The 21,960-nt window shown below is 72.1% G+C and carries 22 protein-coding genes and 1 tRNA gene; 15 read left to right on the top strand and 8 right to left on the bottom strand.

The features are described 5' to 3' along the window. Positions 1-10: 10 nt before the first annotated feature. Complete coding sequence (locus tag AB0I21_RS38750; protein ID WP_360568678.1) at positions 11-1,393, top strand: class II fumarate hydratase; 1,383 nt, start codon at positions 11-13, stop codon at positions 1,391-1,393. A 33-nt stretch (positions 1,394-1,426) separates the two neighbouring features. Beyond that, complete coding sequence (locus AB0I21_RS38745; protein WP_360568677.1) at positions 1,427-2,356, top strand: hypothetical protein; 930 nt, start codon at positions 1,427-1,429, stop codon at positions 2,354-2,356. On the opposite strand, the gene AB0I21_RS38740 is transcribed toward AB0I21_RS38745, so the two are convergent. Both AB0I21_RS38740 and AB0I21_RS38735 read right to left on the bottom strand, forming a co-directional pair. Beyond that, positions 2,313-2,600, bottom strand: a complete 288-nt coding sequence (locus AB0I21_RS38740; RefSeq protein WP_360568676.1) for a hypothetical protein — start codon at positions 2,598-2,600, stop codon at positions 2,313-2,315. The genes AB0I21_RS38745 and AB0I21_RS38740 overlap by 44 nt on opposite strands. After that, positions 2,597-3,277, bottom strand: a complete 681-nt coding sequence (locus AB0I21_RS38735; RefSeq protein WP_360568675.1) for a CHAT domain-containing protein — start codon at positions 3,275-3,277, stop codon at positions 2,597-2,599. Before AB0I21_RS38735 ends, AB0I21_RS38740 begins: the two co-directional genes overlap by 4 nt. A 68-nt stretch (positions 3,278-3,345) precedes the next feature. Here AB0I21_RS38735 and AB0I21_RS38730 point away from each other — a divergent pair, with 68 nt between their 5' ends. Then, complete coding sequence (locus AB0I21_RS38730; RefSeq protein WP_360568674.1) at positions 3,346-4,389, top strand: hypothetical protein; 1,044 nt, start codon at positions 3,346-3,348, stop codon at positions 4,387-4,389. Beyond that, positions 4,386-4,910 carry a GNAT family protein gene (locus AB0I21_RS38725; RefSeq protein ID WP_360568673.1) on the top strand — a complete coding sequence of 175 codons (525 nt, stop codon included), beginning with the start codon at positions 4,386-4,388 and terminating at the stop codon, positions 4,908-4,910. Before AB0I21_RS38730 ends, AB0I21_RS38725 begins: the two co-directional genes overlap by 4 nt. A gap of 191 nt (positions 4,911-5,101) precedes the next feature. Here AB0I21_RS38725 and AB0I21_RS38720 read toward each other — a convergent pair whose 3' ends face one another. Then, entirely contained in the window at positions 5,102-5,734 is a 633-nt protein-coding gene (locus AB0I21_RS38720; RefSeq protein WP_344509213.1) for a helix-turn-helix domain-containing protein, read from the bottom strand. 57 nt (positions 5,735-5,791) lie between these two features. Between AB0I21_RS38720 and cysS the strand changes: the two genes are divergently transcribed. Then, the gene (gene cysS, locus AB0I21_RS38715; RefSeq protein WP_360568672.1) at positions 5,792-7,198 is read left to right on the top strand and encodes a cysteine--tRNA ligase; all 1,407 of its coding nucleotides are present in this window, start codon (positions 5,792-5,794) and stop codon (positions 7,196-7,198) included. A 5-nt stretch (positions 7,199-7,203) separates the two neighbouring features. Further along, positions 7,204-8,298 carry a 23S rRNA (guanosine(2251)-2'-O)-methyltransferase RlmB gene (gene rlmB, locus AB0I21_RS38710; RefSeq protein WP_360568671.1) on the top strand — a complete coding sequence of 365 codons (1,095 nt, stop codon included), beginning with the start codon at positions 7,204-7,206 and terminating at the stop codon, positions 8,296-8,298. Positions 8,299-8,346: 48 nt separating this feature from the next. On the opposite strand, the gene AB0I21_RS38705 is transcribed toward rlmB, so the two are convergent. Beyond that, complete coding sequence (locus tag AB0I21_RS38705) at positions 8,347-8,850, bottom strand: DUF2199 domain-containing protein (RefSeq protein WP_360568670.1); 504 nt, start codon at positions 8,848-8,850, stop codon at positions 8,347-8,349. Positions 8,851-8,888: 38 nt separating this feature from the next. Between AB0I21_RS38705 and AB0I21_RS38700 the strand changes: the two genes are divergently transcribed. After that, a complete protein-coding gene (locus AB0I21_RS38700) occupies positions 8,889-9,659 on the top strand; it encodes a HEAT repeat domain-containing protein (protein ID WP_360568669.1) in 771 nt (256 codons plus the stop codon). Between the two features lie 67 nt (positions 9,660-9,726). Here the strand turns inward: AB0I21_RS38700 and AB0I21_RS38695 are convergent, their stop codons facing one another. Continuing rightward, positions 9,727-10,260, bottom strand: coding sequence for a sigma-70 family RNA polymerase sigma factor (locus AB0I21_RS38695; RefSeq protein WP_360568668.1), 534 nt, complete (start codon positions 10,258-10,260; stop codon positions 9,727-9,729). A 29-nt stretch (positions 10,261-10,289) separates the two neighbouring features. On the opposite strand from AB0I21_RS38695, the gene AB0I21_RS38690 reads away from it, so the two are divergent. Next, the gene (locus AB0I21_RS38690; RefSeq protein ID WP_360568667.1) at positions 10,290-11,621 is read left to right on the top strand and encodes a serine/threonine-protein kinase; all 1,332 of its coding nucleotides are present in this window, start codon (positions 10,290-10,292) and stop codon (positions 11,619-11,621) included. Here the strand turns inward: AB0I21_RS38690 and AB0I21_RS38685 are convergent. Then, positions 11,612-12,214 carry a hypothetical protein gene (locus AB0I21_RS38685; RefSeq protein WP_360568666.1) on the bottom strand — a complete coding sequence of 201 codons (603 nt, stop codon included), beginning with the start codon at positions 12,212-12,214 and terminating at the stop codon, positions 11,612-11,614. The two genes, AB0I21_RS38690 and AB0I21_RS38685, sit on opposite strands and share 10 nt — an antisense overlap. Positions 12,215-12,363: 149 nt before the next feature. On the opposite strand from AB0I21_RS38685, the gene AB0I21_RS38680 reads away from it, so the two are divergent. Then, on the top strand, positions 12,364-12,969 hold the full coding sequence (locus tag AB0I21_RS38680; RefSeq protein ID WP_360568665.1) for a response regulator transcription factor: 606 nt from the start codon (positions 12,364-12,366) through the stop codon (positions 12,967-12,969). Here AB0I21_RS38680 and AB0I21_RS38675 read toward each other — a convergent pair. Further along, a complete protein-coding gene (locus tag AB0I21_RS38675; protein WP_360568664.1) occupies positions 12,881-13,765 on the bottom strand; it encodes an SDR family oxidoreductase in 885 nt (294 codons plus the stop codon). The two genes, AB0I21_RS38680 and AB0I21_RS38675, sit on opposite strands and share 89 nt — an antisense overlap. 90 nt (positions 13,766-13,855) lie before the next feature. Here AB0I21_RS38675 and AB0I21_RS38670 point away from each other — a divergent pair, with 90 nt between their 5' ends. Both AB0I21_RS38670 and AB0I21_RS38665 read left to right on the top strand, forming a co-directional pair. Next, entirely contained in the window at positions 13,856-14,431 is a 576-nt protein-coding gene (locus AB0I21_RS38670; RefSeq protein ID WP_360568663.1) for a helix-turn-helix domain-containing protein, read from the top strand. 67 nt (positions 14,432-14,498) lie between these two features. Beyond that, entirely contained in the window at positions 14,499-17,204 is a 2,706-nt protein-coding gene (locus AB0I21_RS38665; RefSeq protein ID WP_360568662.1) for an Hsp70 family protein, read from the top strand. A 51-nt stretch (positions 17,205-17,255) separates the two neighbouring features. On the opposite strand, the gene ugpC is transcribed toward AB0I21_RS38665, so the two are convergent. Further along, positions 17,256-18,347, bottom strand: a complete 1,092-nt coding sequence (ugpC, locus tag AB0I21_RS38660) for a sn-glycerol-3-phosphate ABC transporter ATP-binding protein UgpC (protein ID WP_360568661.1) — start codon at positions 18,345-18,347, stop codon at positions 17,256-17,258. 214 nt (positions 18,348-18,561) lie between these two features. Here ugpC and AB0I21_RS38655 point away from each other — a divergent pair. The 4 genes from AB0I21_RS38655 (at position 18,562) to AB0I21_RS38640 (ending at position 21,946) form a co-directional block, all read left to right on the top strand. Then, positions 18,562-18,634: transfer RNA gene (locus AB0I21_RS38655), tRNA-Thr, on the top strand. Positions 18,635-18,947: 313 nt separating this feature from the next. Continuing rightward, positions 18,948-20,465, top strand: a complete 1,518-nt coding sequence (locus tag AB0I21_RS38650; RefSeq protein WP_360568660.1) for a hypothetical protein — start codon at positions 18,948-18,950, stop codon at positions 20,463-20,465. A gap of 18 nt (positions 20,466-20,483) precedes the next feature. Further along, the gene (locus tag AB0I21_RS38645; RefSeq protein WP_360568659.1) at positions 20,484-20,921 is read left to right on the top strand and encodes a hypothetical protein; all 438 of its coding nucleotides are present in this window, start codon (positions 20,484-20,486) and stop codon (positions 20,919-20,921) included. Between the two features lie 8 nt (positions 20,922-20,929). Then, the gene (locus AB0I21_RS38640; protein WP_360568658.1) at positions 20,930-21,946 is read left to right on the top strand and encodes an FHA domain-containing protein; all 1,017 of its coding nucleotides are present in this window, start codon (positions 20,930-20,932) and stop codon (positions 21,944-21,946) included. The last annotated feature ends 14 nt before the right edge of the window (positions 21,947-21,960 follow it).

Genomic DNA, 21,960 nt, shown 5'->3' with positions numbered 1-21,960 from the left:
TGTAGAACGTATGGAATTCCGCGTGGAGCACGACACCATGGGCGAGGTCCGCGTCCCCGCCGACGCGCTGTGGCGGGCGCAGACGCAGCGCGCCGTCGAAAACTTCCCGATCTCCGGCGGCCGGCTGGAGTCCTCCCACATCAGGGCCCTGGCGCAGATCAAGGGCGCGGCCGCCGCGGTGAACGCCTCGCTGGGCGTCCTGCCCGAAGGGCTCGCGCAGGCGATCGTGGCCGCGGCGGCGGACGTGGCGAGCGGCGTGCACGACGACCAGTTCCCGATCGACGTGTTCCAGACGGGGTCGGGCACGTCGTCGAACATGAACGCCAATGAGGTCATCGCGACGCTGGCGTCCCGGTTGCTTGGCTCGCCGGTACACCCGAATGACCACGTGAATGCGTCGCAGTCGTCCAACGACGTATTTCCCACCTCCATTCACATCGCCGCCGCGTCGGCGCTGACATCCGAATTGGTGCCGGCTCTCTCCGTGCTTTCTGACGCCTTGTCGGATAAATCGGACTCGTTTGCGTCTGTGGTCAAGGCGGGGCGGACGCATCTCATGGACGCGACGCCGGTGACGCTCGGGCAGGAATTCTCCGGATACGCCGCTCAGGTCCGGTACGGCATCGATCGAATTCAGTCAGTCCTGCCGCGCGTCTGCGAGCTGCCCCTCGGCGGCACCGCGGTGGGGACGGGCATCAACACCCCGCCGTCGTTCTCCGCCGCGGTGATCGCCGCCCTCGCCGAGACGACCGGCCTGCCGCTCACCGAGGCCCGCAACCACTTCGAGGCCCAGGGCGCCCGCGACGCCCTCGTCGAGGCCTCCGGCCAGCTGCGGACCATCGCCGTCGGCCTGTACAAGATCGCCAACGACATCCGGTGGATGGGCTCCGGCCCGCGCGCCGGCCTGCGCGAGCTGCGCCTGCCCGACCTCCAGCCCGGCTCGTCGATCATGCCCGGCAAGGTCAACCCCGTCGTCCCCGAGGCGCTCCGCCAGGTCGTCGCCCAGGTCATCGGCAACGACGCCGCCGTCGCGTTCGCCGGCTCCCAGGGCGACTTCGAGCTCAACGTCATGCTCCCGGTGATCGCCCGCAACCTCCTGGAGTCCATCCGCCTCCTCGCCAACGCCGCCCGCCTCTTCGCCGCCCGCTGCGTCGACGGCCTGGAGGCCAACGAGGAGGTCCTGCACTCGTACGCCGCCGGCTCCCCGTCGATCGTCACGCCCCTGAACCGCTACCTCGGCTACGACGAGGCCGCCGCCATCGCCAAGGAGGCCCTCGCCACCGGCCACACCATCCGCGACGTCGTCATCTCCCGCGGCCACCTCGACCGGGGCACCCTCACCCAGGCCCAGCTCGACGAGGCCCTCGACCTGCTGTCGATGACGCACCCCTGACGCTCGTTGCGGAAGCGCCCGTAGGCTGCACGGATGCCGAGCCTCACCGCCGCCGTGCAGCAAACCGACAGTCCGGTCGGGCGGTGGATGCGGGCCACGTTCCCGCACCTGGCGCCACTGCAGCAGGCCGTCCGGGAAGCGGCCGACGAACTGGCGGTCACCCCGGCGGCGGCGGTCGCCCTCGGTACGCAGGGCGGGGCGATCGACTGGTGGATCCGCCTGCTGGTCGACCCGAAGGTGTCCCTCGAACTGCCGATCCGGGGACTGTGGGACCGCCGGGCGGCGTTCGACGGGGCGGGCCGGGAGCTGCTGGAGGTGCTCTGCCCGCGCCGCCCCACCGTGCTCGAGGCAGGCCTGCACGAAGGCCGGCCGGACGAGTGGTGGGCGCGGACCTGCTACGCGCTGGCGCTGCTGGTCGAGCGCTTCCGCAACCCGATGGCCACCGGCTCGCGGCTGTTCACCCTCCCCGCCGGCAGCAGGGCGGACGACCTGCTCGCCCTCGCCAACGACGACGAGGTGGCCGACCTGATCGCGATGCGCGACCTCGCCCTGACGCGGCTGCTGCCGGGACTGGCGGCCGGGACCGTGCACAGTGGACCGACGTTCGACGGCAGCGAGCTGCTCGCGGCGGACGCCGATCTCGTCGTCGCGGGGCTCCTCATCGACATCAAGTCGGGCTCCGGCGGCCGGCCGCGCCTGGACGGCAGCAGGTCACCGGCGCTCGCCGCCACCGACGTGTACCAGCTGCTCGGCTACGCCCTGATGGACTTCAGCGACCGGTACGCGCTGCGCGGCGCCGGCATCTACGCGGCCCGGTTCGGCTGCCTCGTACAGTGGCCGCTCACCGAGCTGATCCAGCAGGCGACCGGCCGGTCCGGCCTCGGCCTCCTCGACCTCCGGCGGGAGTTCGAGGACCTGGTCAGATCCGGCGGCGGACCCAGCGGCCGAGCAGGGCGCAGGTGACCAGGAAGAGGAGGAGGAACGTGCAGGAGCGCCACATGTCCGCGCTGGTGTCGTTCCCCGTGTACGCCTTCACGCCGTAGAGGAAGTAGCCGGCGTCGGCGAGCAGGGTGCCGAAGAGGACCTTGGTGTCGGTGCGCGGGCCTCGCCTGGCGGGCGGGGCGCCGTGGTTGATGTGGATGTCGCCGCTCTGGGTGGCGTACAGGTCGCAGTTGTTGACCGAGTTGTTCTGGCCGCCGTTGCTCACAGGTGCTCCTTCGCGTTGGGGCGCGACACCAGCTGCGGGATGGTGTGGCTGGCCGGGTCGTGCATGCCGAGCACGGCGACCGCCTGGTCGAACGCCTGCGGGACCGGGCGGCCGAAGCCCAGCGCGGAGTAGAACGACGCGGCGAAGATGGTGGCGACCTCGTCCGTGACGGACGCGTTCATGCCGACGACGTGGTCGACGTGCCGGCCGATCTCGGCGGCCTGCGCGGCGGAGTGGCAGGCGTTGAGCACGACGACCCGGATCTGCTCGCCGGCGGTCCGGAACAGCTCCCCGATCCGCGCCGCGGACACCCGCCGGTCGGTGCCGTCGCCCGCGGACAGGTACACCTCGCCGGCCCGGTTGCCGTGCCCGCTGAAGTGCACGATCTGCGGGTTGTGCTGGTTCAGGTACTGCAGCAGGTCCATCGGCCGCACCGCCCAGCACGTGATCAGCTCGAACACGTCCCGGTCGTGCGCCAGCCGCAGCCGCTCGGTGACCTGCCGCGCCTCCTCGTCGATCGCGAGCCGCTCGGTGCTGCCGGGGTTGGCCGCCAGCATCAGCACCCGGATCTTCCGCTCCCGCGCCGCCGACCGGCCGGTGACATTGATGTCGCCACGCTGAGTCACGTACATGTCGCCGCTGTGCACGGTGTTGGTCTGCGGCCCGTACTCCTGCATGCCTGCTCCTGACGGACAGCATGGCCGGAGGGGTTCCGCTCCGGGCAGGCAGGGATCAGGATGCAGCGATGGGGATGCGTTGGCGGAGCGTGATCGGCGGGCTCAGCGGGCTCGCCGCGGCGGTGATCTGGGCCGTGTGCCTGGCGATCTACCAACCGTACATGGAGCCGTCTCCGGCGGCCGGGTTCGTCGGCAACAACACGTACTGGCCGCGGGACATCCGGCAGCTCGCGATCCTGCTCGCGTTCGGCGGGGTGGTCCTCATCTTCCGTGCCGATCTGCGGGCCGTCCTCGCCGCCGCCGTGGGGGCCGTGATCTGGGTCGGGGCTGACCTGGCGCTCGACCGGGCCGGCGTCAGCGGTGGCGCGGCGGCCGCCTGGCTGGCCGTCGGTGGCGCCGTGGCGTTCGCCGGGATGGTGTTCGCCGCCCGTACGGTGGCGACCCCCGAACCCGGACCGGCGCACTTCCTGACGACGGTCTTCGCGGTGGCCGCCGCGGTCACCGTGCTGATCACGACGCCGTGGGACGAGCCGGTCACCGACGCCGCCGACGTCCGCGTCGAGAACGGTCTCTCCCTGCTGAAAATCGTCCTCATCGTGATGCTCGCGGCCGTCACGGTCGGGCTCCTGCCGCTGGACCGTCTCCTGTGGGCGTTGCCGTTCGCCGCGCTGGCCGCGCTGGCCGCGTGGCCGGCCACCGCCGCGTACGGCTGGCTCGGCGCCCTCGGCCTGGTCCTCCTGCCGTCGGCCGCCGCGGCCGCGGTCACCGCCACCGGCGACGTGCCCCCGCTGCGCCTCCTCGCCATCACGGGCGCCTGCGCGTTGGCGCTGATCCCGGCGTACCTGCTGCTGTACTTCATCGGCTCCGCTGTCGGCGCGGCGATGACGTCCCTGGCCGGCAACCCCGCCGTCGACTCCGCCGACACCGACCTCTCCCTCGCCACGGTGGCGCTCCTGCTCGGTCTGCTGTTCGCCACGATCAGCCGCGCCTTCCTCGCCTCAGCGCCGTCTTCGCCTGCTTCTTCGCCTGCTTCTTCGCCTGCTTCTTCGGCTGCGGATTCGGCTGGGGATTCGGCTGGGGATTCGTCGTCCGCTCCGGATGAGGCTCGATGAGCGCCATCCGCCTCCGTCCGGTGACCGAATCGGACCTGGCGATGTTCCACCGGTTCGCCACCGAGCCGGGCCTCATCGGCCTGGACTGGTCCGGCTACCGCGACCCGCACGCGGCCGACCGGCGCTTCGCCCTGGACGGCTACCTCGGCCCCGGCTCGGGCCGCCTCATGGTGGAGGCCGACCCGGACGGCGTAGCGGCGGGCTTCGTCAGCTATGTCGCCGGCAAGTACAGCGGCCCCATCGGCTACTGGGAGATCGGCATCGCCCTCCTCCCGCAATGGCGAGGCCGCGGCCTGGGCTGGCGCGCCCAGGCCATGCTGTGCGACCACCTCTTCGCCCACTCTCCGGTCCAGCGCATCCAGGCCGGCACCCACCCGGAGAACATCGCCGAACAGAAATCCCTGGAGAAGGCCGGCTTCACTCTGGACGGCATCGTCCGAGCCTGCGAGTTCCGCGCCGGCCGCTGGCACGACGGCTACCTCTACAGCCGCCTCCGCACCGACCCCGCCCCACCGCTGTAAGCCACCTCGATCACGGAGAACACGGAGAAGAGGAACGGGTCATGACCGAAGCCGCGACCTGGCGCGACGTAAAGGCGAAGGCTCGTGCCGCCGACCCGATGTGGGACAGCACCGAACGCGTCGCCCGTCGCCGCGAGATGCATGAGCAGATGCTCAGCGGCGCGCAGCTCGCCGAACGGCCCGGCGTGGGATCAGCGCAGGGCGGAGGCGACCGTGGTGGCGGCGGTGGTGACAAGGGTGGGGACTGAGGTCGGGTCCAGCGCGGTCAGGGCGACCACCCCCACGCTCGCCTCCAGGCCCTCGACGCCGGCGACGGCCGCGGCCACGCCGTAGGCGCCGGGCTGGAGTTCGCCGACCGTGGTGATGGCGGTGTAGTCGCCGCGGCGGCCGGCGAGGATGGCTTTGCCGGCGGCGCCCACGTCCAGGGCGTGGCGGGAGCCGGTCCGGTAGGCGACGTGGAACTGGGTCCAGCTCGGCTCCACCACCGCGAGGGCGTAGGCCTCGCCGCCGTCGGCGATGGTCAGGTGGGCCGTGGCGCCGACGGTCTCGGCCAGGCGGCGTAAGGCCGGCAGGGCGGCGTCCGCCACGAGAGGCTGGGCGCGGCGGGCGAGCTGGAGGACGCCGGCGCCCAGGCGGAGGCGGCCGGAGCGGTCGCGGCGGACCATGCCGTGCTCGGAAAGGGTGGCGACCAGGCGGTACACGACGGCGCGGCCGACGCCGAGGAGGGCTGCGGCCTCCGTCATCGTCAGGCCGCCGGGCGTCTCCGCGACCACGTGCAGCAGACGCAGGCCACGGTCGAGGGTCTGGGCGGTCTCGGTAGCCACAGGCTCAGGTTAGTGCTGGTGCGGGTTTGGAGCGGTCCGACCGTTACTCTTGCATCCGTGACCCTACGCCTGTATGACACCGCGACCCGATCGGTCCGGGACTTCGTCCCGATGACGCCCGGGCAGGTCGGTATCTACCTGTGTGGGCTCACCGTGCAGGGCGGGCCGCACATCGGCCACCTGCGCTCCGGGGTGAACTACGACGTGCTGCGGCGCTGGTTCCTGCGCTCGGGGTATGCCGTCACGTTCATCCGCAACATCACCGACATCGACGACAAGGTCCTGGTCAAGGCGGAGGAGCAGGGCAAGCCGTTCTGGGCCGTCGCGTATGCCAACGAGCGGCTGCTGTCGGCGACCTACCTGAAGCTCGGCGTGCTGCCCCCGACCTACGAGCCGCGGGCGACCGGGCACATCACCGAGATGCACGAGCTGATCCAGCTGCTCATCGACCGCGGTCACGCGTACCCGGCGACGGACGGCAGCGGCGACGTGTATTTCGACGTGCGCTCGCACGCCGAGTACGGCGCGCTGTCCGGGCAGCGGCCCGACGACATGGAGCCCGCCACGGACGGGCCGGAGCGGGCGAAGAAGGACCCGCGGGACTTCGCGCTGTGGAAGGGCACCAAGCCCGAGGAGCCGGCCGAGGCCAACTGGCCGTCGCCGTGGGGGACCGGCCGGCCGGGCTGGCACATCGAGTGCTCGGCCATGTGCTGGCGGTACCTCGGCATCGAGTTCGACATCCACGGCGGCGGGCTGGACCTGAAGTTCCCCCACCACGAGAACGAGGTCGCCCAGTCGCACGCCGCCGGGCACCCGTTCGCCCGGTACTGGGTGCATCACGCGCTGCTGAACCTCGGCGGGTCGAAGATGGCCAAGTCGCTCGGCAACGTGATCAACCTCGAAGCGCTGGTCGAGGCCGGCCTGCGCCCGGTCGAGGTGCGGTACTACCTGCTGGCGCCGCACTACCGGTCGGTGATCGACTACTCGCAGGAGGCGCTCGAGGAGGCCGCCGCCGCGTTCCGCCGCGTCGAGAACTTCGTGACCCGCGCGGTGGAGCTGGTCGGCCCCGGCGAACTGTCGGAGCTGCCCGACGCGTTCGTCGAGGCGATGGACGACGACCTGAACACGTCGCGCGCGCTCGCCGTCCTGCACGATGTCGTACGGGACGCGAACACCGCTCTGGCGGCCGGCGATTCGGCGGCCGTGTCGGCGGCCCTCGCCACGGTGCGGGCCATGCTGGACGTGCTCGGGCTCGACCCGCTGGACGCCCAGTGGAGCGACACGCAGGCCGGGGACCTGACGCGGGTGGTCGACGCGTTGGTGGCGCTCGCACTGGAGCAGCGCACCGCGGCCCGCGGCCGCAAGGACTGGGCCGCCGCCGACGCGGTGCGGGACCAGTTGAAGCACGCCGGTATCGCGGTGGAGGACACCCCGGCCGGTCCACGATGGACGTTGGAGAGCTGAGAACAATGCCAGGCAATTCTGAACGCCGCGGCAAGCGGGTCGTCTCGAAGAAGGGCGCCGCCAAGGGCTCCGGTGGGAAGAACCGGCAGTCCCTGACGGGCCGCGGGCGCACCCTGCCCGCGGACGAGCGCCCCTGGCACAAGGGGTACAGCGGCGACGAGGAGCTTCCCCAGAAGACCGCCCGCAAGCAGGCCAACGAGCTGCGCGCGGCGGCCGCCCAGGGCCGGGCCCCGAAGATCGGCCAGCCCGGCACGAAGCGCACCGCCGGCAAGGGGCCGTTCGGTGCCTCGAAGCCGACCTCGGCGGGGGCACGGTCCACGCCGCGCGTCTCGCCCGGTCGGAAGTCGTCGCAGCCGAAGGACGGGCCGGAGCTGCTCGTCGGCCGCAACCCAGTTGTCGAGGCCCTGCGCACCCACGTGCCGGCCACCGCGCTGTACGTCGCCCTCGGCATCGACATGGACGAGCGCGTCAAGGAGGCGGTCCGCACCGCCGCCGAGCGCGGCATCGCGATCCTCGAGGTCACCCGCGCCGAGCTCGACCGGATGACCGGTGGCGTGCTGCACCAGGGCCTCGGCCTGCAGGTGCCGCCGTTCGCGTACGAGCCGTTCGACGACCTGCTCGCCGCCGCCAAGGAGCACACGGCGCCGCTGCTGATCGCCCTCGACGGCATCACCGACCCCCGCAACCTCGGCGCGATCATCCGCTCCGCCGCGGCGTTCGGCGCCCAGGGCGTGTTCCTCACCGAGCGCCGGTCGGCGGCGATCACGGCCACCGCGTGGCGCACCAGCGCCGGCGCCGCCGCCAGGGTCAAGGTCTCCCAGGTGACGAACCTGACCAGGTCCCTGAAGGCCTGTCAGGACGAGGGCTTCATGGTCGCCGGCCTCGACGCCGACGGCGCCACCTCCCTGTACGACCTGGAGGCCGCCGTCGGCCCGCTGGTCGTGGTGGTCGGCTCGGAGGGCCGCGGCCTGTCCCGCCTCGTGGGCCAGACCTGCGACCTGAAGGTCTCGATCCCGATGGTCTCCGACATCGAGTCACTGAACGCGTCGGTCGCCGCCGCGGTCACCCTCGCCGAGGTCAACCGCCGCCGCACCCAGTAGCGCCGCAAGGTGGGGTGCCCAGGAAAGGGCGCCCCACCGATCCGGCGGCTACGGGTGCAGGAGCAGCTCGGCGAACTCCTGGACGCGGTCGCGTGTGATGCCGTCGCGCTGCTCGACGGCCAGGGGGTGGTCGGTCGCCTCGAGCTCGACCCGCGGGCGGCTGCCGACCGGCTGGGTGTGCACGTGGGTCTTCAGGCTCAGCGTCGTCGGCTCGTACACGGGGATCTCGGTGGACAGCCAGCCGAAGTACGGCGGCTCCTGCTCCCGGCCCGGCGTCGTCCACAGCTCCAGCGACCGCTCGAAGTTGGCCCTGCTGAGCGACACCCAGACGCCCCAGTCGAAGTCGGTGTCGGCGTCGAGCACGGGGATGACGATGCGGGCCCGGACGAAGAAGTGCTCGGCCTGGATGATGCACAGCTCGTCCTCGAGCGTGCTGCTCTCGTCGCCGGCGTAGTCGTCGCTCCACACCTGCGGGGCGACCGCCCCGTAGGAGAACGGCATCCCGCCATGGCGCTGGCCGCAGCCCCGGCACACGAACCCCTGCTCACTCATCGCGCGACCCTACAGCGCCGGGCGCTAATGTTCGCGCCATGGCCGACATGCAGGCGGCGTTGGCGGATGTACTGGCGAGCGTCGACGACATCACCGTCAGGCTCCGGCCGGGTGCCGTCCAGGAACTCGCGGCGAGCGGGGACCTCAGCCTCGTGCCGCCGGTGCAGGCGGCGCTGGAGCGGTGCCTGGACGACGAGGACCACGAAGGGGTCGAGCTTCTCGCCGAGATCCTGGCCGGAATTCGCGGCACGCGGGCGTTTCCGCTGCTGTTGCGGGCGGTCGCGCGGCCGGTCCAGCACGAGTGGGAGGGGCTCCAGGCGACCCTCGCGGGGCTCATGGCGGCCGACCCGGCGGGGTGCCGGCCGACGGTGCTGTCGTTCGCCGCCGAGCGGCACCGCGACCTGCGGTGTGCGGGACTGTGGGCGCTGGAGCACCTGGCCACGCCCGGCGACTTCGAGCTGCTCGACGCCGCGCTGCACGACGAGGACCGGCGGGTGCGGGGGACGGCCCTCGGCGCGCTGTCCGAGCTGCACGGCGACGAGCGCGCGCTGCCGGCGATGGTCCGCATGCTGCGGGACCCGGATCCGGGCCTGCGCAGCTCGGCGCTGCTGTGTCTCGGGTACTACGGCGACCTCGCGGCGCTGGAGAGCATGGTCACGCTCCCGGCACGACCCGTCGGTGCTGGTCCGCGAGGTGCTGAGCCTTGCCGTCGCGCAGCTGGTCGTGCCCACCTGGCGGTCACCGCGCCAGCGGCCCGGACCGCCCGCCACCGCCGCTCAGGTGGAGACGGCGAGGGCGGCCCTGCGTGAGCTGCTCCACGACGAGAACCAGAGTGTGCGCGGCTGCGCGAACCTCAAACTGGGCACGATGACCCACCTATGAGAGCGAGGCTCGCACGTGGCGGCGGGCGTCGTGGATGCGGGACTTGATGGTGCCGACCGGAATGTCGAGGTGGGCGGCGATCTCCTCGTACGACAGCTGACACAGGTCACGGAGCACCAGCGGGCCGACCAGCTCGGACCGGTGCGCCTCCAGCTGCTCGAGGGCGTCCAGCAGATCCAGGCGGGACCCGGCGATGACGCTCGTCGTGCGGGGGTCGGCGGCGTCGAGGGGCAGCTGCGGGGTCGACTGCTCACTCGCCCGGCGCTTGAGGCTGCGGTACGTCTGCCGGGCGCAGTTCGCGGTCACCACGTACAGCCACGTGGAGAAGCGCGACCGGGCGTCGAACGTGGTGATCTTCATCGCGACCTGGAGCAGCGCGTCCTGGCACGCCTCCTCGGCGTCCTGGCGGCAGGGCAGGATGCGCTGGCACTGGCGCATGACCTGCGGGGCGATGCCGGCCAGCAGCGCGTCACGCGCGGCCGTGTCGCCGGTCGCGGCGCGCGCCGCGAGCTGTTCGATGTCGGTCAACGAAGCCCTCCATGGCCGATAATTGCGGCGTGCCAGTGCCTGACAATATCGGTCGATACCGCGTGCTGCGGCGCATCGGGTCCGGGGCGTTCGCGACCGTGTGGCTCGGGGCCGACGACGCGCTCGACGCATCCGTGGCGATCAAGGTGCTGGCGGACAACTGGACGTACCACTCGGACCTGCGGGCGCGGTTCGAGGAGGAGGGGCGCATCATGCGGCGGGCCGACTCCCCGCTGCTGGTCCGGGTCCTCGACGTCGGCGAGCTGCCGGACGGCCGCCCGTATCTCGTGATGCCGTTCGCGGCCGGCGGCACCCTCGCCGACAGGCTCGCCGGCGGGCCGCTGCCGGTCGAGGAGGCGCTGCTGGTCGCGGCCGACATCGCCGACGCCGTGGCGGAGCTGCACTCGGCCGGGGTGCTGCACCGTGACCTGAAGCCGTCCAACGTGCTGTTCCAGCCCGCGCCCGGCCGGGACCGGGTCCTGGTCGCGGACCTCGGCCTGGCCAAGGCATTGGCGACCGCTTCGGGTTTCACGATCGCCGCCGGCACGCCGGGCTACGCGGCACCCGAGCAGGCGCGGCTCGGCGGCGGGCTGGACGTGCGGGCCGACGTCTACGGGGTCGGCGCGACGCTGTTCCACATGCTCACCGGCCGCCCGCCCACCGCGGGCGAGCGGATCGCCGGTAAGAGCCCGGTCAACGACATCGTGCGCCGGGCGCTGCACCCCGACCCGCGCAAGCGCTTCGCGTCGGCGGCCGAGCTCTCCGCCGAGCTGCGGTCGGCCGTCGACTCGATCGGGCGGACCACCCGGCGGCACAAGGTCTGGCGGTCGGCGACGCTGGTTGCCGCCGTGGCAGCTGTACTGGCAGGCAGCGCGGGCTCCGCCGCCGCGGGCGGGCCGCCGCCGGGCTGGGTGCGGGTGCACGACGCCGACGGCGTGCTGTCGATCGCGGTGCCGCCGGCCTGGGCGGGCCAACTGCGCGACGCGGGCTGGGACCCGGCGATGCTCGGGCTGCGCAGCGATCGCGCCCCGGGCCTCGTGGTGACGACCGACGTCGTCGCCTGGGCGGACCCGGCGAGGGCGCTGCCCGGCGTCTTCGCGGGCGCCTTCACCACCGGCGGCCCGGCGCCCACGCTGCCCGGGCACGCCGCCCCCTGCGTCCGGCAGCCGGACCGCACCGTGGCCGTCGCCGGCACACAGGCGCAGGTCCGGCGCTGGACGTCCTGCGCCGGACCTGTCTCCTACAGCGAGGTGCTGCTCTCCGCCCGCGGCTACGGGGTGTACGTGCAGGTCAGGCAGGTGGGCGCCGCGGACCGGACCGACGAGGTGCTGGCCGGCCTGCGGCTGTCCGCCTACTCGTAGCAGTTCTGGTTCGCCAGCTGCAGGGTCACGTCCGCGACCTTGTTGTCGACCGTCGCGATCCGGAAGACGGCCTTGTCGTTGCTGGGCACCTTGGCGAAGTGCCGGCCCTGGGTGAGCGTGCCGTCGACGATGGTCCAGTTCGGGTACAGGCCGCGCGCCTCGGTGACGGACATGCCGGCCCGCAGCCCTTCGGCCGTCGACAGCGTGGGCCACGCCTGGATCGCGGCGATGCCCCGGTCCGGGGACAGGAAGACCCTGCCCTGGCCCGCCGGTCGGCCCTTGATGAACGCCTGGGCGCAACCGGAGTCGTCGAACGCGGTCAGCAGCCCCGTGGCGACGGCCTGCTCCCGGGTCATGCCGAGCCGGAGCGCGCCGTACCCCTGCGGGCCGAGCACCAGCGTCGTGGTGGTGGCGGCGCTGGTCTTGGTGGCGGCCGGCGCGGCCTCCGACGTGGTGGCCGACGTCGGCGCGGCGGTGGCGGGCTTCGTGGCGGCGGCCGGTGCGGCGTCGCCGTCCTTGCGCTCGGGCGACGTGGTGCACGCGGACAGCAGGAGGGCGGCGGCGACGATCGCGGTGATGGCCTTGGTACGCATGATGGGCTCCCTGAACGGTTGTTGTTTCGGTGTCGCAGGGTTCGATGCGCCTCCCCGCGGGTTTGTTCGCCGCGGCCGAGTCAGCAATCCGTCAGGGTCCATGATCTTGTGTGCCGTCAAGCGCTCTGCTACGGCTTAGGCTTGGTTCCGTGATCCGCGTGGCCGTCGCCGCTGAGCATGCCGAGAGTCGTGCCCTGTTCGCGGCGCTGCCCGGCGTCGACATGGTCGCTTCGGTGGCGACCGGCCGGGAGGCGGCCGAGGCCGTGGCCGCCGCCCAGCCGGACGTGCTCGTCATGGACCTGCGCCTGACCGGCCTCGACGCCCTGGTCTCCCGCACCGCCGTGCTGGTGCTGAGCATGTCCGACGGTGCGGCACAGGTCTTCGACGCGATGCGGGCCGGCGCCCGCGGGTACCTCGTCAGAGGCGCCACGCAGGACGAGATCTGCCACGGGATCGCGGCGGTCGCGGCCGGGCGCGCCTTCTTCGGCCCCGGCGTCGCCCGTCGGATGCTGGACCACTTCGCCGCGACTGATCTGAGCGCGAAGGGGTTGAGCGCGAAGGAGCGGCAGGTGCTGGAGCTCGTCGCCGCCGGCCTGCCCGTCGCGACCGTCGCGACCCGCCTCGGCCTGGCCGCGGGCACCGTCGCCGGCTACATGTCGGCGATCGTCACGAAGCTGCACGGAAGTAGTGGCCGGCCGCCAGGTCCTCGAGCAGGCCGGGGTGGGTCGGCTGCCAGCCCAGCAGCTCCCGGGTGACGGTGCTGGACGCGGGGATGTCGGCGGCGAAGAACCGGCCGATCCAGCCGAGCTCCTCGGCGGCGGCGGGTGCGACCGGCAGTCCGAGGCCGTCGCCGATCGCCGTGGCGATGTCCCGGGCCGGCACGCCCTCCTCGTCGACCGCGTGCACGATGGCGCCGGCGGGTGCGGTGAGCGCCAGCCGTACCAGGGCTGCGGCGTCGAAACGGTGCACTGCGGGCCATCGGTTGGTGCCGTCGCCGACGTACGACGAGACGCCCCGCTCGCGGGCGACCCGCACCAGCTCGGCGACGAACCCGTGGTCGCCGGCGCCGTGGACGGTCGGGGCGAAGCGGAGCGAGACGCTGCGGACGCCCTTTGCGGCGAACTCGAACGCCAGCTGCTCGGCGCCGCCGCGAGGGGCGTCCGGGCCGCTGGTGGGGTTCTGGTCGTGCTCGGTCGCGACCCGGCCGGGCGTGATGAGCGCGACGCCGGACGCGAAGAGGAACGGCTGGCCCTCGGTCAGGGTCTCGCAGAGGGCGGTGATGGCGGCCCGCTCGGTCCGCCCGGCGCCGGCGTAGTCGGTGAAGTCGTGCTTGAACGCGAGGTGCACGACGGCGTCGGCGTTCGCGGCGCCGGCCCGGAGGCTGTCGAGGTCGTCGAGGCTGCCGTTCAGTGCCTCGACGCCTTTGTCGTGCAGCGCGGCGGCTTGTTGAGAAGAACGGGCGAGGCCGACGACGTCGTGGCCCGAGGCGATGAGCTCGGGGACGACGGCCGATCCGATCCAGCCCGTGGCTCCGGTGACGAAGATGCGCATGATGGTGCCTTCCTGTGGACGATGTCAGTCGCTGACATCACCGACCATAGCGCGTGATGTCAGAAGCTGTCATCACTAGACTCGTGAGCTATGGCACGCTGGGAGCCGGACGCGCGGGGACGCCTCATGTTGGCGGCGCTCGCGCTGTACACCGAACGCGGCTACGAACAGACCACCGTCGCCGACATCGCCCAGCGCGCCGGCGTCACGGAGCGCACGTTCTTCCGCCACTTCGCCGACAAGCGCGAAGTGTTGTTCGACGGCTCCGGGGCCCTACAGGAGACGGTCGTCGCCGCGATCGCCGCCGCTCCGGCTTCCGACGGGCCGCTCGACGTCGTCGGCGCCGCCATGGAACGCGCGGCTGTTGCGATGCAGGACCGCCGCGACTTCGCCCGCCAGCGGGCCGCCATCATCGCCGCCACCCCCAGCCTGCACGAGCGTGAGCTGCTGAAACTCGCCACCCTCGGCACCGCGGCGGCCGCGGCGCTCCGCGACCGGGGCGTGCCGCCCGTCGCCGCCGCCCTCGCCGCCGAGCTCGGTGTGGCGGTCTTCAAGGTGGCGTTCGAGCAGTGGATCACCGACTCGCCGGACTTCCCGGCGTGCATCCGCGCCGCCCTCGCCGAGCTCAGCGCACTGCACACCCCATCGCCCGCGCCGCGACCGTGACGAGCGGCGGCACCAGCCGCGATGTCAGGCTGAACGAACGATTTGGCGGCGCACCTAGGATGGGCCGGTGAATGAGCCTCAGCAGGGCTTCGGGATCGGTGTCGACCTCGGCACGTCCAACACGGTGGCCGTGGTGCGCTGGCCCGACGGCCGCACGCGGCCGCTGCTGGTCGACGGCGCGCCGATCATGCCGTCCGGGGTGTACGTCGACGAGCACGGCAGGCTGCACGTCGGCCGCGACGCGGCCCGGCTCGCGGGGCTCGACCCGTCGCGCTTCGAGCCCAACCCGAAGCGCCGCATCGACGAGCCGACCGTCCTGCTCGGCGACCGCGAGATCCCGACCGTCGACCTGCTCGCCGCCATCCTCGCCGCCGTCGCCCGCGCGGCCGTGGAGGCGGTCGGGTTCCTGCCCACCGCGGTCCTGACCCACCCGGCCGCGTGGGGCACCCGCCGCCGCGACACCCTCGCCACCGCCGCCCGCCGCGCGGGTTGGCCGCCGGTCATGCTGGTCCCGGAGCCGGTGGCCGCCGCCCGTTATTTCGCCGATGTACTGCGCCGCCCGGTCCCTGTCGGCTCCGCCCTCGCCGTGTTCGACTTCGGCGGCGGCACGCTCGACATCGCCGTCGTCCGCAACGACAACGGCCGCTTCACCGTCATCGGCTCCGGCGGCGTCGAGGACCTCGGCGGCCTCGACATCGACGCGGCGCTGGTCGAGCACCTCGGGCAGGTCATCGCCGGGTTCGCGCCCGCGACCTGGGACGCGCTGCGCAACCCGATGACGACGACGCAGCGCCGCGACCGCCGGCTGTTCTGGGACGACATCCGCGGCGCGAAGGAGATGCTGTCCCGCTCCACCGTCGCGCCGATCACCGTGCCCGGCGCGGACCAGGCGATCCACCTCACGCGCGAGGAGCTGGACCGGGTCGTCGGGCCGCTGATCCACCGCGCTGTCTGGGAGACCGGATCGGTGATCGCGTCCGCGGGCCTGCGGGGCGACCAGCTCGCCGGGCTGTTCCTGGTCGGGGGATCGTCCCGGCTGCCGCTGGCGGCGAGGCAGTTGCATGCTCAGTTGGGGATCGCGCCGACTGTACTGGAGCAGCCGGAGCTTCCCGTCGCCGAAGGGGCGCTGGCCGAGGTGGCGCCGCCGCCCGCGCAGGTGGGGTTCGGCGGCGCCGAGGTGACCTCCGCGACCGGCTACGGCGCCAGCCCGACGGGTTTCACGACCGGCTCTCCGGCGCATCCTTCGACCGGTGCCTTCAGTGGCTCGCCCGCCTCCCCGGTTTCGCCCGGATTCAGGGCGCCGACGTCGGGTGGCGCGCCCACGTCGGGCCTGCCGATGTCGGCGGCGCAGGTCATCCCGCCCGGCCAGTACGGTGCCAGCGCCCCGCCGACCGGGTCGATCCCCGTCCCCTCTCCTGCCGCTCCGCGCCGTTCCCGCCGCGGCCTGCTCGCCGCGGTCGTCGCCGCGGTCGTCGTGCTCGCCCTCGTGGCCGCCGGCGGCTGGTTCTGGTTCTTCCGCGACGGCAACACCGCCGTCGACTTCGCCACCCTGAAGGCCGGGAAGTCGTTCGAGATGGACGACCCCTCGAAGATCGACGCCACGCTGTCGGTCACGCTCAACGAGCGCGCCGTCATCGGCTGGCAGGTCGACAAGCAGTTCTTCGTCCAGGCCATCGACCTCGACGGCATGAAGGCCGCCTGGGCGAAGGTCACCCTCGACGGCGACTACAGCAAGTGGGGCCTCGCGGCGTACCAGGGCGGCATCGTCGTCACCGCCACCGGCTCGGACCCCGGCAAGATGTTCCTGCTGGACTGGAAGAGCGGCAAGAAGCTCTGGGACGCCCCGTTCAACTCCTACGACGTGCTCTACGGTCTCGGCCCGGTGCTGGCGATCCACCGGTACGAGGGGAAGAAGATCGAGACGGTCACCTGGGCCGGCAAGGACAGCTGGAGCCGGCCCGACAACCCCAAGGGCTCCGCCATCTACAGCCAGACCAGGAACACCGATCTCCGCGGCCCGAGCAACTTCGGCGGCGCGCCCGCCGTCCGCGACATGAAGGCCCGCGACGACCTCGTCAGCGTCGACGGCGACGACACGATCCGCCTCATCAAGGCCTCCGACGGTACTGAGATCCGCAGCTGGAACAACATCGGCGAGTACGGCGCCAAGTACCTCGCCCACGAGGACAAGCTGTTCGTCGCGGGCGGCAGCACCAAGTACAAGGTCAGCGTCTACGACCTGACCGCTTCCGGTCAGCCGGCGCAGATCTACAGCTTCTCCAACGACAAGGTCCAGATCGTCGACATGGCGCCGTGCGCCGACGACCGGCTGTGCCTCATCGACGGCCCGTCCGGCGGCAAGGAGAACAAGGTCCGCGCCATCTCCGTCGCCGAGAAGAAGCAGGTCTGGGAGGCTCCGGCGCCCGGCTCGACGGTCCTCGTCCCCGCCGGTCGCCAGGTGTTCGCCACCGACGGGGACGAGCCCGCCAGCGTGCTGCTCTCCTACGACGGCAAGCAGCTGCTGCGCAACGAGGACAAGACGTCCTACGGCGTCCGCGTCACCGCCGGCAGCCTGATGTTCTTCACCGGCACCCTGAGCGCTTCCTCCGCCTACGACATCTCGCTCGTCGGGGTCACGTCGTCCTCCGGCGAGCGGATCGCCCTGGGCCCGCTGTCGTCGAAAGCGATCGGCCTGAGCTGCTCGTGGAACGCCTCCGTGATCCTGTGCGCCTCGGAGGGCAAGTTCCAGGTCTGGCGGTTCGCGTCTTCCTGACCATGGAAAAGGCCGCCTCCGGTGGAGGCGGCCTTTTCTTTGTGGCTCAGCTCAGATGCGCAGGCCCGTGTTGGCGTTGAACGCGTGGTGCGTGTTGACGTGCGGCCGGACGTACACGATCTCCGTCAGGCGCGGCGTGCGGCGCGGGTCGGCGCGGACGACGAAGCGCTCGTCCTGGCCGTCGAGCGCGACGGTGCCGTGCACGTACGCGTCCGAGCCCAGCTCCTCGACCAGGTCGACGGTGATCGGGATGCCACCGTCGTTCGGCCCGACCAGGTCCGTGTCCTCGGGGCGGAACCCGACCGTGACGCGGTTGCCGCCACCGTCGGCCTGCGCCGCGGAGATCTGCTGCGGGGTCAGCGGCAGCGTGACGTCGCCGAAGCGGCCGCCCTTCTCCGTCAGCGGCACCGTCTTGATGTTCATCGCCGGCGAGCCCATGAAGCCCGCGACGAAGACGTTGGCCGGGCGGTCGTACAGCGCACGCGGGCTGTCGACCTGCTGCAGCACGCCATCCAGCAGCACGGCGACCCGGTGACCCATGGTCATGGCCTCGACCTGGTCGTGCGTGACGTACACGGTGGTGATGCCGAGCTTCGCCTGCAGCGTGGCGATCTGCGAACGCGTCTGCACACGCAGCTTCGCGTCGAGGTTCGACAGCGGCTCATCCATGAGGAAGACCTGCGGCTCACGCACGATCGCGCGGCCCATGGCGACACGCTGCCGCTGACCACCGGACAGCGCCTTCGGCTTACGGCCGAGGTAGTCCTCCAGCTGCAGCATCGCCGCGGCTTCCTTCACCCGCCGGTCGATCTCGTGCTTCGGCGTCTTGCGCAGCTTCAGCGCGAACGCCATGTTCTCGTACACCGTCATGTGCGGGTACAGCGCGTAGTTCTGGAACACCATCGCGATGTCACGAGCCTTGGGCGGCAGGTGCGTGACGTTGCGGTCGTTGATCAGGATGTCGCCCGCGTCCACGTCCTCAAGCCCTGCGAGCATGCGCAGCGACGTTGACTTACCGCAGCCGGACGGCCCGACGAGCACCAGGAACTCGCCGTCCCCGATCTCAAGGTTCAGCTGGTCAACAGCGGGACGCTGCGTCCCCGGGTAGATCCGGGACGCTTTCGCGTACGTGACCGTAGCCATGACAGAGTGCCACCTTCCACCGGCAGGAACGTGCCGGACGATCCGAGTAGAAGCCCCAGGCAGCGTCACTGCACACCCAGAGTTCCCGTAACACTAGGCGCCGTTCACCGCTCTGCCAAGGTCGCCAGCCCCTTTTGCCCACTTTGATGCCAACCCGCCCGACCCGTATGTCGGAGGCAAGCCCCCCGCCCGGCCCGGTAGGATCAGCCCACCAGCCGACGTGGCGCAATTGGTAGCGCACCCGACTTGTAATCGGAAGGTTGCGGGTTCAAGTCCCGCCGTCGGCTCTCCCGTCCAGCCCGACCTGTCAGATGCCGAGTCGCCGGCGGTGACCCGGTCGCCGCGACGTCCAGCGGTCCTGCCGGGCTCCACAACCTGGCGAAGAGCTCCGCGGCCGGCACCGGGATCTCCTGCAAGGGGACCGCGTCCAGTTCCTCCTCGGACGGCTGCCACGACCCCGCCGGCCCTGAGGTCATCGATGCCCACCGTCGCGGCGCAGGCGGCGGTGCGCCGGGCACCGGGGGCGGAAGGCTCCAACCGGGAAGAGGTACCGCAGCGTTTGTGTCCGTGTGCTATCCGTATGTGCACACGGATCGGGGGATGCGAATGCAAGCTGGCGAGCTGACGCCTGCGCTGCTGGGTGCCGCCACATGGTCGGACGCCATGGTGGAGGCCGCGGGCATACCGGTTGTCGACGTGCCGTTCGTCTCCGTCGGTGGGGGCATCGGGTCGTTCGTGACCGTCGACTACCTGCGGATCGCGGGGGTGCCGGTGTCGGATATCCGCGTCCTGTCCAACATCGACCATCCCTGGCAGACCTACCAATACCTGACCCGGGTGTCACAGATCCCGGAGCGGGAGCGGATCCGGTCCGACTCGTCGTCGCGGCCCGACAACATCTGGGGTTTCCCGTCGTACGCGCTGAGCGAGGCCTGGCGGGACCGCACGCTGCGGCCGCTGGTGCACGTCCTCGGTGAGCCGCTGTTCGCGGACTACTGGACCCCGCGGGCCGGGGACGTGTTTGCCGGAATGCGGCGGGAGTCGGCGCGGATCGGGTACGAGCAGATGCGCGTCACCGGAGTCGTCCGGCTGGTCCGGCGGCGCGAGCAGGGCGGCTACTTCACGATCCTCACCCCGCCGGCGGGCAGCGGACCCACGAAGCGGGTCGCCTACCGGTCCCGGTTCGTGCATCTCGCCGTCGGGTATCCGGGGCTGCGGTTCCTGCCGGACCTGCAGGCGTACCGGGAGCAGCACAGCGACTTCCAGCGCGTCGTCAACGCGTACGAGCCGCACGAGCACGTGTACGAGTTCCTCAAGACCCGGCCGGGCACGGTCCTCGTGCGCGGCGGCGGGATCGTCGCGTCGCGGGTGCTGCAGCGGCTGATGGACGACCGGGAGCGGCACGGGCTGCAGACCACGGTCGTGCACCTGTTCCGCACGTTCGTGACCGGCGCACACGGCCCGCACCTGTGGGCGCGCCGCAAGGGCGGCGACGGCTTCGCGTACCAGGGATTCAACTATCCGAAGTCGGTGTGGGGCGGGCAGCTGAAGGCGCGGATGCGGCGTCTCGACGGGGAGGAACGCGCCGCGCTGTACCGCGAGATGGGCGGAACGAACACGCCGAAACGCCGCCGCTGGCAGCAGCAGATGCGCAAGGGCCGGGTCGAGGGCTGGTACCGCGCGTCGCAGGGCACGGTCCAGAAGGTGTGGCCGGACACCGACGGCACGCTCGTCAGCCTGGTCGACGGCGACGCCGGCAGCCAGGAGATCCGCGCCGACTACATCATCGACTGCACCGGCCTGGAGGCCGACATCGCCGAGCACCGGGTCCTCGCCGACCTGCTGGAGCACGGCGGCGCCGGCCGTAACCCGCTCGGCCGCCTCGAGGTCGAGCGGCACTTCGAGGTGAAGGGCACCGCGAGCGGCGACGGCGCGCTTTACGCGTCCGGCGCGACCACGCTCGGCGGCTACTTCCCCGGCGTGGACACGTTCCTGGGCCTGCAGGTCGCCGCCCAGGAGATCGCCGACGACCTGGCCCGCCGCGGCTGGTGCCGGCGGATCGGCCCGGTCCGCTCCACGGCGCAATGGGTGCGCTGGGTGCTCGGACGACCGGTCTGAAGGGGACGGAGACAACCGATGGTGCCGATTCTGCTGGGTCGTATCCAGACCCGGATCTTCCTGCTCGCGATCGTGGGTTCGGCGGTGACCGCCCTGCTCACCCCGGTGCTGCCGGGGGACGGCGCACTCGCGGACCGCTACCGCACGACGTTCATCGTGCTCGCCGCCGTCGCCGTCCTCGGCATCGGCTGGGAACTGCTCTATCACCTGCTCATGCAGTTCCGCTGGGAGAAGGACTGGCCGTCGTTGTTCGGCCTGTTGTCGGGGGTACCGGAGGCGATCGTGCTCTGGCTGCTGCTGGACGCGGAGCTGGTCCCCGGGATCGCGGCGGCGCCTCCGCTCGCGGCGTTCGTCGTGCATTTCGCCGTGGTCTGGGTCGCCGTGTGGCTGGCCGCGAACGGGCCGATGCGGGTGCCGTTCCTGCGCTGGCGCTTCCGCGGTGGGCGGCTCACGTGAGCGCGCCGATGGTGCAACCGTTGCCGGGCAACGGTCTGGTGGCCAGGGCCGGTGACCTGTTCGTCGTGTGCGAGCCGGCCGGCTGCGAGGAACTGCTGGCACTGCTCGACCGGGTGGCGGCCGACGGCGGCGACGGCGCCGACCTGGCCCGGCACACCGCGGAGCTGCTGCCGGCCGGCGAGCTCAGCTGCGCCGTGGGCGGGATGACCGGCGACGGCGGTGTCGCGGTGTTCGTCTGCGGGCACGGCGCGGCCGAGCTGGCCGGCCCGCACGAGGAGGTCCGGCTGTCCGGTCCCGCGCCGCAGCAGCGGCAGGTCGCCGGTCCGGTCTCGCGGCTGCGCCTGGCGCTACCCGGTGCGGGTGCCGCGCATCCGTACGCCCGCCTCGGCGCCGGCGTGGTCACCGGTGCGGGTCTCACGGCCCGGTTCGCGCGGCCGCAACCGGCTCCGCCGCCGGCCCGAGCTGAGGACAAGGGTGCGCCGTTCCAGTCGGTGCTGCTGCTGCCCGGGCAGCCCGTGCCGCCGCCAGACGACGTGCCGGTGGTCGACACTGTCGCCCTGATCGAGGGTGTGGACTGCAAGAACGGCCACTTCAACGATCCCGGGCTGCGGTTCTGCCAGCGGTGCGGGATCGGGATGCTGCAGGTGACGCACGTGACCCGGCTCGGGCCGCGGCCGCCGCTGGGCGTGCTGCTGCTGGACAACGGGATGACGCTGCGGGTCGACACCGACTACGTCGTCGGCCGCGAACCCGCGCAGGACCCCGACGTGCTCGCCCGGCGGGCGCGCCCGCTGCGCATCGCCGACTCGCACGGCGGCATCTCCCGCCGACACCTGCGGGTCAAGCTCGCCGGCTGGGAGGTGCGGGTCGTCGACCTCGGCTCCGCCAACGGCACCTACCTGCAGGCACCCGGCGAGGCGGAGGCGCACCGCGTGCCACCCGGCGACTCGACGGTGCTGCGGCCCGGCTCGAAGGTCCTCTTCGGACGCCGCTGGCTGCGGTACGAGTCGCACCGCAATCCGTGAAGCCCGTGAAACCC

Origin of the sequence: Dactylosporangium sp. NPDC050588, from assembly GCF_040654975.1 — a bacterium.
In the GTDB taxonomy this organism is placed as follows: domain Bacteria; phylum Actinomycetota; class Actinomycetes; order Mycobacteriales; family Micromonosporaceae; genus Dactylosporangium; species Dactylosporangium maewongense.
The sequence above is the reverse complement of the archived record's forward strand: the minus strand, read 5'-3'. Positions and strand labels throughout refer to the sequence as shown.

Bases quoted from the DNA above. Each gene is read 5' to 3' on its own strand.
- rlmB (WP_360568671.1), top strand. From the start codon at position 7,204: ATGCCAGGCAATTCTGAACGCCGCGGCAAGCGGGTCGTCTCGAAGAAG.
- AB0I21_RS38705 (WP_360568670.1), bottom strand. From the start codon at position 8,850: ATGAGTGAGCAGGGGTTCGTGTGCCGGGGCTGCGGCCAGCGCCATGGC.
- AB0I21_RS38725 (WP_360568673.1), top strand. From the start codon at position 4,386: ATGAGCGCCATCCGCCTCCGTCCGGTGACCGAATCGGACCTGGCGATG.
- AB0I21_RS38700 (WP_360568669.1), top strand. From the start codon at position 8,889: ATGGCCGACATGCAGGCGGCGTTGGCGGATGTACTGGCGAGCGTCGAC.
- AB0I21_RS38750 (WP_360568678.1), top strand. From the start codon at position 11: ATGGAATTCCGCGTGGAGCACGACACCATGGGCGAGGTCCGCGTCCCC.
- AB0I21_RS38735 (WP_360568675.1), bottom strand. From the start codon at position 3,277: ATGCAGGAGTACGGGCCGCAGACCAACACCGTGCACAGCGGCGACATG.
- AB0I21_RS38675 (WP_360568664.1), bottom strand. From the start codon at position 13,765: ATGCGCATCTTCGTCACCGGAGCCACGGGCTGGATCGGATCGGCCGTC.
- AB0I21_RS38745 (WP_360568677.1), top strand. From the start codon at position 1,427: ATGCCGAGCCTCACCGCCGCCGTGCAGCAAACCGACAGTCCGGTCGGG.
- ugpC (WP_360568661.1), bottom strand. From the start codon at position 18,347: ATGGCTACGGTCACGTACGCGAAAGCGTCCCGGATCTACCCGGGGACG.
- AB0I21_RS38685 (WP_360568666.1), bottom strand. From the start codon at position 12,214: ATGCGTACCAAGGCCATCACCGCGATCGTCGCCGCCGCCCTCCTGCTG.
- AB0I21_RS38650 (WP_360568660.1), top strand. From the start codon at position 18,948: ATGCGAATGCAAGCTGGCGAGCTGACGCCTGCGCTGCTGGGTGCCGCC.
- AB0I21_RS38645 (WP_360568659.1), top strand. From the start codon at position 20,484: ATGGTGCCGATTCTGCTGGGTCGTATCCAGACCCGGATCTTCCTGCTC.
- AB0I21_RS38640 (WP_360568658.1), top strand. From the start codon at position 20,930: ATGGTGCAACCGTTGCCGGGCAACGGTCTGGTGGCCAGGGCCGGTGAC.
- AB0I21_RS38730 (WP_360568674.1), top strand. From the start codon at position 3,346: ATGGGGATGCGTTGGCGGAGCGTGATCGGCGGGCTCAGCGGGCTCGCC.
- AB0I21_RS38670 (WP_360568663.1), top strand. From the start codon at position 13,856: ATGGCACGCTGGGAGCCGGACGCGCGGGGACGCCTCATGTTGGCGGCG.